The sequence below is a fragment of the Geminocystis sp. CENA526 genome (assembly GCF_050753365.1).
Classification (GTDB): domain Bacteria; phylum Cyanobacteriota; class Cyanobacteriia; order Cyanobacteriales; family Cyanobacteriaceae; genus Geminocystis.
Genome location: NZ_JBLZFY010000227.1, coordinates 1 through 2236 on the forward strand (window position 1 = coordinate 1; position 2236 = coordinate 2236).

At 31.4% G+C, this 2236-nt stretch carries 3 protein-coding genes; 1 reads left to right on the forward strand and 2 read right to left on the reverse strand.

All coding sequences use genetic code 11. From position 1 onward, the window contains the following. Positions 1 to 1470, forward strand: a 1470-nt coding sequence (locus ACN4EE_RS22925) for a protein kinase domain-containing protein (protein ID WP_431708828.1), incomplete at its 5' end; no start/stop codon positions are given. A gap of 102 nt (positions 1471 to 1572) precedes the next feature. Here ACN4EE_RS22925 and ACN4EE_RS22930 read toward each other — a convergent pair. After that, positions 1573 to 1698 carry a type II toxin-antitoxin system YoeB family toxin gene (locus tag ACN4EE_RS22930; protein WP_431708829.1) on the reverse strand — a complete coding sequence of 42 codons (126 nt, stop codon included), beginning with the start codon at positions 1696 to 1698 and terminating at the stop codon, positions 1573 to 1575. Next, entirely contained in the window at positions 1670 to 1924 is a 255-nt protein-coding gene (locus ACN4EE_RS22935) for a hypothetical protein (RefSeq protein ID WP_431708830.1), read from the reverse strand. The genes ACN4EE_RS22930 and ACN4EE_RS22935 overlap by 29 nt, the downstream gene beginning before the upstream one ends. Between the last annotated feature and the right edge of the window lie 312 nt (positions 1925 to 2236).

Consider the following 2236-nt stretch of genomic DNA (forward strand, 5'->3'; position numbering starts at 1 on the left):
TTGTCATCCTTGCTTAATACTCTTAAATACGTTCATGGTAAAAACATCATTCATCGAGATATAAAACCAGAAAATATCATTATTCGTGACTCCGATAAATTGCCCGTCTTAATCGATTTTGGCGCTGTCAAAGAAAGTATGGGGGCGGTAAGTTTAAGTAGCGGTTCAACGGTAAGCTCTGTAATCGTTGGTACGAGGGGATTTATCCCTCCTGAGCAAAGCACGGGAAGAACGGTTTTTAGTAGTGACTTATACGCCCTGAGCTTAACCATGATTTACAGTTTAACAGGAAAGTATCCCATCGAGATTCCCAATAATAACATCACGGGAGAGTTAGACTGGCAAAGCTATATCCCCAATTTGCCCTCAAATTTAAGGCTAGTATTAGAAAAAGCCTCGAAAATCGACTTATATCAACGGTATCCTACTTCTCAAGCCATGTATGAAGCCTTACACATGAGTCAAATTAATACTGTGGCAGTTATACCCCAAAAATCCCCCATTAATTTTACTAAAGAGAAAGAAATTATTGAGCCTTCTCCTGTTATTTCTAATTCTGTTAATTCTTCTCAAAATAATAATAATCTAATCATTGCGATTCTAATAGGATTATTAGTTGCGTTAGGAGTATCGGGAGGATTTTTTCTCCTTCAAAATATGAATCAAACCCCAGAAAAGTTAGCTGAAATTGAGCAAGAAAAACAGGAAAATGAGGCAAAATTACAAGGGGGAAAAACAATAAATTCAGATACCGATTTAATTGGTACTTGGGAGGGAACATTTATTAATGCCCCTAATTCTCAGTTAATCATTGAAAATCAATCAGGAAATTTTTTTAGTGGTACTTTAATAACAAAAGGAAAAGAAGGAAAAATATATCATTTGGCTGTCGAAGGAGACATTAATCCTAATACAAATAAAATTATAATAAGAGAAGTTCAAGTTTTATCAAAACCTAGCTCTGGAATTTGGTATTTAGGTATTAATACTGGAATATTCTCAGTTAATGAAAATCAAATGTCAGGCAATGGTAAAGATTCAAAAGGAAATAAATATTTGTGGAGTTTTCAACGAATCGGACGGGAAATACAAAAAGCAAACGAAAAATTGCAAACTGAAGAAAAACCTCCTACTATAAACCATAATAACAATGATTATTCAGAAATTAAAAATTTTATTGTTAATCATTATCAAAGTTTAAATAATAGGCAATATCAAAAAACTTGGAATAATTTAACTTATAATTTTGTTAATAGTTTTTCTTATCAAGATTATCAGAATTGGTGGAATAGTGTTTCGGAAATTATGTTAGATAATGTAGATGTTATTTCACAGAATAAAGATTATGCTCGTGTAAAAGTAGATTTAAAATATAGAATGAAAAATGGAAAAGTTGTGAAAGATAATAAACCATATATTGACTTAATATGGAGTGATGATCAGTGGTTGATCGAGCGAAAATCAAATTAACTAATTAATTAGTTTGGAATTAGCAGACATTGACGCAGTTTTATTTTTATTCTAGCTCGATCGAACTTTCAAAATAATTAATTCTTTACAAATGACTAATTTTTAATAATGAAATTTACAATTGATGATAATAATTTCTGTTTCTGTGACTTTATAAACTAAACGATGCTCGTCATTAAACTGTTTAAAGGCTTTAGGATCAAATACTATATTTCTCATGCCATTCATCAGGAGTAATCGTAATGAGATTATCTTGTTTTTCGACTCTTTCTATTGCCTCTAATAATTCTTTTTTGTTAGCTTCTGTAGAAAATAAATATTCGGTAGTATCAACTTCGGAGGAGGGAGCAAGTATAATGATTTCAACCTCTGTACCTTCATCAATTCCAGTAGAATAAAGCTCTATTTTTCCTTTTTTTCCCACAATTCCTTTTTGTTTAACCGCTCTCATCAAGGTTTTTCTCCAAAATTTTGAAGTAACTAGAATTATTATATCACAACAATAAATAACGACTTAGGCAAAATTCGTAAGCTCAGAAAGTATTTTAGTTATACAATTAGATTAAGAGCGCATAATTTCAGTAAATCACCCTGATAAGTAAGTATAGTCTTAAATTAGTCTTAAATTGAGGGAAAATATTATGACAGGTTCGATCGAAACTAGATACAAAATCATTAAAAGTTTAGGTAGCGGTGGCTTTGGGGATACATTTCTCGCCCAAGATTTACAGATGCCTTCAGGAAGACAGGTTGTCATTAAAAAACT